At 43.1% G+C, this 4,842-nt stretch carries 7 protein-coding genes; 1 reads left to right on the top strand and 6 read right to left on the bottom strand.

The genetic code is table 11. The features are described from left to right. Positions 1–390: 390 nt before the first annotated feature. Positions 391–1,389 carry an adenosine kinase gene (locus BGL89_RS04430; protein WP_286824632.1) on the bottom strand — a complete coding sequence of 333 codons (999 nt, stop codon included), beginning with the start codon at positions 1,387–1,389 and terminating at the stop codon, positions 391–393. Between the two features lie 164 nt (positions 1,390–1,553). After that, the gene (isiD, locus tag BGL89_RS04425; protein ID WP_286824631.1) at positions 1,554–1,766 is read right to left on the bottom strand and encodes a protein IsiD; all 213 of its coding nucleotides are present in this window, start codon (positions 1,764–1,766) and stop codon (positions 1,554–1,556) included. Between the two features lie 148 nt (positions 1,767–1,914). Here isiD and BGL89_RS04420 point away from each other — a divergent pair, with 148 nt between their 5' ends. Next, positions 1,915–2,691: an SDR family NAD(P)-dependent oxidoreductase gene (locus tag BGL89_RS04420; protein ID WP_286824630.1), complete on the top strand. Its 777-nt coding sequence runs from the start codon at positions 1,915–1,917 to the stop codon at positions 2,689–2,691. A gap of 242 nt (positions 2,692–2,933) precedes the next feature. On the opposite strand, the gene BGL89_RS04415 is transcribed toward BGL89_RS04420, so the two are convergent. From BGL89_RS04415 to BGL89_RS04400, 4 genes are read right to left on the bottom strand one after another with little or no spacing between them, the layout of a single operon-like run. Then, positions 2,934–3,620 carry a helix-hairpin-helix domain-containing protein gene (locus BGL89_RS04415; protein WP_286824628.1) on the bottom strand — a complete coding sequence of 229 codons (687 nt, stop codon included), beginning with the start codon at positions 3,618–3,620 and terminating at the stop codon, positions 2,934–2,936. A gap of 5 nt (positions 3,621–3,625) precedes the next feature. Next, on the bottom strand, positions 3,626–3,979 hold the full coding sequence (locus BGL89_RS04410) for an NINE protein (protein WP_286824627.1): 354 nt from the start codon (positions 3,977–3,979) through the stop codon (positions 3,626–3,628). Further along, positions 3,976–4,188: a hypothetical protein gene (locus tag BGL89_RS04405; RefSeq protein WP_002761887.1), complete on the bottom strand. Its 213-nt coding sequence runs from the start codon at positions 4,186–4,188 to the stop codon at positions 3,976–3,978. Before BGL89_RS04405 ends, BGL89_RS04410 begins: the two co-directional genes overlap by 4 nt. A gap of 54 nt (positions 4,189–4,242) precedes the next feature. Continuing rightward, complete coding sequence (locus BGL89_RS04400) at positions 4,243–4,524, bottom strand: DUF2470 domain-containing protein (RefSeq protein WP_286824626.1); 282 nt, start codon at positions 4,522–4,524, stop codon at positions 4,243–4,245. Positions 4,525–4,842 lie beyond the last annotated feature (318 nt).

Below are 4,842 nucleotides of genomic sequence, written 5' to 3'. Positions count from 1 at the left end.
TTAGCAGATTCAGGGGCACCTGAGCGACTCTCAATCTAGCTAAAAGCCTTTTCCTGTAAGGTTTTTAGCTTTATTCAGCAGACCCTATCTAGGGTTTGCTGAATAAGTACGGGCGAAGCATTCGGATAGAAAATCTACGTTTTCACCGATAGGTTATTGCCCGAATGCTTCGCCCCTACAGGACGCGGGCTGATGAAGACGCAAGGTTTTGAACGACGATTCTCTCAAAATCTTGCACCTGTTTCGCGAGAAAAGCCCCAAAACCCTTACTTTGCCTACATTTCAAATTTATTCAGCAAACCCTATCTAAATTACTCGTTAAGACTATGAGCAGGGAGCAGGGAGAAAAAACCTGACTCCCGATGACTGAAAGCTGATCACCGACAAAACCTATCCCAAAACGATCGAATCGCGCAGGGATTGAATTTCCTCGGTTTGTAAACGCGCCCCAAAAGTAGAAACCACCCGGGCAGCCGCTAGAGAAGCGAGATTTCCCGCTCCTTTGTAACCCATACCGTGGGTAATACCGTAGAGAAACGCACCTGCATACATATCCCCCGCGCCGACGGTATCGATCGCCTGTACGGGATGGGGGTCAATTTCCAGCAGATTTTCGCCATCATAGATCAAAGAACCACTGGCACCCCGGGTGATAGCGAATCCTTTGGCAATGGTTTTAAAATAGGCGATCGCTGACTCGATTTCCTCGCTGCCAGAAATAGTCAAAGCTTCCGACTCATTAGCGAAAACGAAATCTAACCCCTTTCCGATCATTTCCAGTAATCCCTCCCGGAAGAAGATCGCCATATTGGGATCTGACAGGGATAAAGCGGTTTTGACTCCAGCAGCCTGAGCAATTTCTCGCCCTTTAATAGCGGCAGCTTTGGCAGTGGGAGAGGTGACGAGATAACCTTCGAGATAGAGATAATCGGCATTAGCGATCGCTGAAGGGACTAATTCTCGTTCGGAAATTTCCCCGGTGATGCCGAGAAAAGTATTCATGGTGCGATCGGCATCAGGAGTGACGAAAACTAGACATTTTCCCGTAATTCCCACCTCTTTTTCGCCACCGTGTTCATTGGTATGCAAACCACAGGCGCGCAGATCTTGTAGATAAAACTTGCCTAATTCGTCATTACCCACTTTACAGGAATAGAAACCTCTACCCCCCAACTGAGCGATCGCTACTAGGGTATTAGCCGCCGAGCCGCCACCGCTGCGTTTACAATCAAAAGCCAATTTTTCCATCAACTGGGTTTGACGATTTTCGTCCACCAGCGTCATCACTCCTTTATCGATGCCCAATTCTTGCAGTAATTCAGGAGAGACTTGAAATTCCATATCGACGAGTGCGTTACCGATCCCATAAACGTTGTATTGTTTGCCCATAATTTAGTTGATCGCCTAAAAATACTTTGTTACTGATAGTAGGGAAATAAGGAGCAAAAAGCTAGGGGCTTTTTTCAGCCAGAGAATACCATAATCAAAAATAATGGGTGTGCTAGTCTCACACCCCCAGTAATTTGTGTTAAGTTTTGTTTAACCAAGCAACTTTAAGCCTCATCGTAGGCTTCTATATCCAACAGATAAAGATAAGATTCGGCTAATTCCTGCCTTTGAAAAGCGATCGCTCGCAACATATGCCAATCCCGCAAAGCCTCGAAGGGGTTGCTATACTCATCTTTTTCTAGTCGTTCGGCTAAAGAAGCAATATCAGCGGCGGTATACTTGGCAATATCTTGATCAGTGAAGCTTATAACTGTCATTTCTGCACCTTCCTCGACCTTTGTTCTATTTCTAGCCTAACATATATTCTGAGTTGAAAAAATGCCTTCCCCGCCAAGTTAAGAACTGTAAATGGAAAGTTCACTGTGGTACAATTCCAGAAAAAAAGCTATTTTTAGTTGATCTTCTATGAAAACAGCCCTCATTACCGGCGCTTCTACCGGTATCGGTGTCGTCTTTGCTCGTCAACTTGCTCAAGGGCAAATGGAGCTAATTTTAGTCGCTAGATCCAGAGATAAACTAGAACAATTAGCGGCGGAATTAGAGGAACAATACGGGGTAAAAGTGACAGTTATCGTTCAAGATCTGACCGTTGCCGGGGCGGGAAAGCTAGTATATGATACGGTGAACCAAAAAGGAATCAACGTCGATTTACTGGTAAATAATGCTGGTTTTGGTGATTATGGTGCTTTTAGCGAGCAGGATTTAGCCCGACAGTTAGAAATGATCCAGTTAAATAATCTGGTACTGGTGGAATTAACCCACTATTTTCTCCGTCCGATGCTTGCCGGCGCCGGGGGGGCAATCATCAATGTTGCTTCCATTGCTGGGTTTCAACCGCTGCCCTATCTTTCCGTCTATGCGGCGACAAAAGCCTTTGTCCTCAGCTTTAGCGAGTCTCTCTGGGCAGAAAATAAAGACAAAGGCGTTGAAATCCTCGCTCTTTGCCCCGGTCCGACGGAATCGAATTTTTTTGAGGTGGCCCGATTTCCCAGGGCTTTTATGGGCAAAAACGGCCGGTTAGATTCGGCGGAAGTGGTGGTACAAGAGGCTTTAACTGCCTTGGCAAACAAACGCCCCAACGTGGTAGCCGGTAAATTTGCTAATAAAATTATCGTCAATCTGCCCCGTTTTTTACCTAGAAGTTGGATCGTGTCTTTGATAGAAAAGCAATTCAAGGTATAACTAGGGTTGGCTGAAAAATTTTTTCGTGGAGGCAGGGTGTGGGGTGTAGGGTGTGGGGTGTAGGGTGTAGGGTTTTACCCATTTTCAGATGGTCAATTACCTAATTTTCAGGGAAAAAGTGCCTGAATTTTCCCCCCGATCACTCCAATGACTGGCACTTGTTTGATTTGAAAAAAGCCTCAAGATATTACCCAACAAGGTTTTTAGATTTATTCAGCAGACCCTAACTAGAATCAAGCTAATTAGAGCAATTGCTGATAGGATTTTAAGGGAATACCTGTCCTGTTTCTCACTTCGATGGCCGAACGATAGACACCGTTTTTTTCTCTTTCGGCGACAATTTTATCGGCCAGGGAAAAGTCAAGACCGAGATTGACTAATTCCGCAACGGAGTAGTAGTTTAAACAACGCCAAGAAACGTCAACTTCTTGGCGAATATCGTAGGCAAAGATAATCAAAGGTTCCAATTTTTTGAGATAATTTTCTGGTAGGCCAGCCAAGAAGTGTAATTCTTCTAAATGGGTAAAAATATGTCCTTCATTACGGACAGAAACGATATCATTGGCATAGACAATCGGCAACCCTAATTTATGAACCAGATCGTTGGTGGAACAGCTGTTAATATCAATTTTTTCGAGAGGAGAGGATGACTGTCTGGAATCGGTTCTATTTGCCGAAGCTATTGGATGGGAATTAAGCTGTTGACGGATGTATAAACCCAGGCCGATTTGGGCAAACCAAATTACGATAAAAGACTCTTGTGTAAGGAAAATAAGGGAGATAATTGTCAAGGCAATGCCGACGGATAACCAACTTTGGTTATTAGTTTTTTTGCCAGCATTAGCAATGGCAAGCCCACCGAAAACTGGGACTAAAGATAGCCAGATCCACTCAGAAGATTCGGGAGGGCGAGGAGAGAGATTAGACATATTTTTTAAAGAGAATCTAAATATTTTCTGCGTTTTTCTTCGTATTCTTCAGCAGTAATAATTCCCTGATCATAAAGTTTTTTAAGCTGGAGTAAAGTAGCGGTTTTTTGCTGACCTGATTCCGGCAGTCCTCGCTCTCTACTGCTGGTGAGATAGTTAGGATTGTATTTAGCATCAAAAGCTTGATCTGACATGATGATTAAACCAATAAATTCAAAAAAAGCAATGATGCCGGGGATAAAAGTCCAGAAGAAAAGTAGATAGAGAACACCTGCCAAATTCTCCCCTAGATAAAACTTATGGATGCCAAGATTACCGAGAAAAAAGGCTAGTAAAGCCGCTATAGTTCTATTTCTCATAATTTTTGAGATTTCCCTAATTTAGCCAGAAGAAAGTACAAAACCACGATGCCTGTCTGTAATTCCAAGAGAGTAATATAACCCTTGACTAGATAATTTAATTCTAGGGAGGAATTAAAGGCAAAAACTAGCACACCCAAGACTAAAAAAGGCAGTAAACGCCAGCCAGACTTGGGTATTTTTATTCCCGTACTATTAACCTGATTCATGGGCTAATTCTCTAGGTTGGTCTTTTTCGGTGATAGTCGCAAAATCGATCTTTGTCAAGGGGTGGTTTGATTAACTTTTAGCATCTCAACGAGGATATTATGGGCATCTTTGGCTGATTCTAGGGTGCGCTCGAAAGCTATTCTAATTGTTTGACTCTCCCCTAATTTTTCTACTACTAAATCCATGCCTTGGGGATCGATGGAGAGCATTTGAGCGGTTTCTGCATCGGTAATATTACCGTAAACTTGAGCGTAGAAAAGCACGGCATCACCGTGATCTTTGTTCATGTGTTTACAGATGCGATCGCTAATGGTGGGAGTGATAGTTTCAGACATAATATTCTCGAAAAAAATCGATAATAAGGTGGGGACGGATAAAAGCCAGTTCTAAATCGAGGCAAATGGGGGGGATATTAGTTAGGGTAGCTTAATTAATCGCTAATTGCCAGATAATTTGAGCTTGGGGATGGCAGGTATCAATAATAAGTTTAATATTATTTTCTTGACAAAAATCCTTAATTGTGCATTGCTCTAATTGTCCCACTGAAGGTCAATCGGGGTAGAGATTGACACTCCCCGCTCTAAAGAGACGGGGATTCTTGGTTCACAGAGATTACTTGCTTAGACAGAATTGCTTCTGAAAAAGTAGAGGTA

The sequence above is a fragment of the Microcystis sp. LSC13-02 genome (genome assembly GCA_002282935.1).
Taxonomy (GTDB): domain Bacteria; phylum Cyanobacteriota; class Cyanobacteriia; order Cyanobacteriales; family Microcystaceae; genus Microcystis.
Note: the sequence above shows the minus strand (reverse complement) of the source record. Positions and strands in the feature narration are given on the sequence as shown.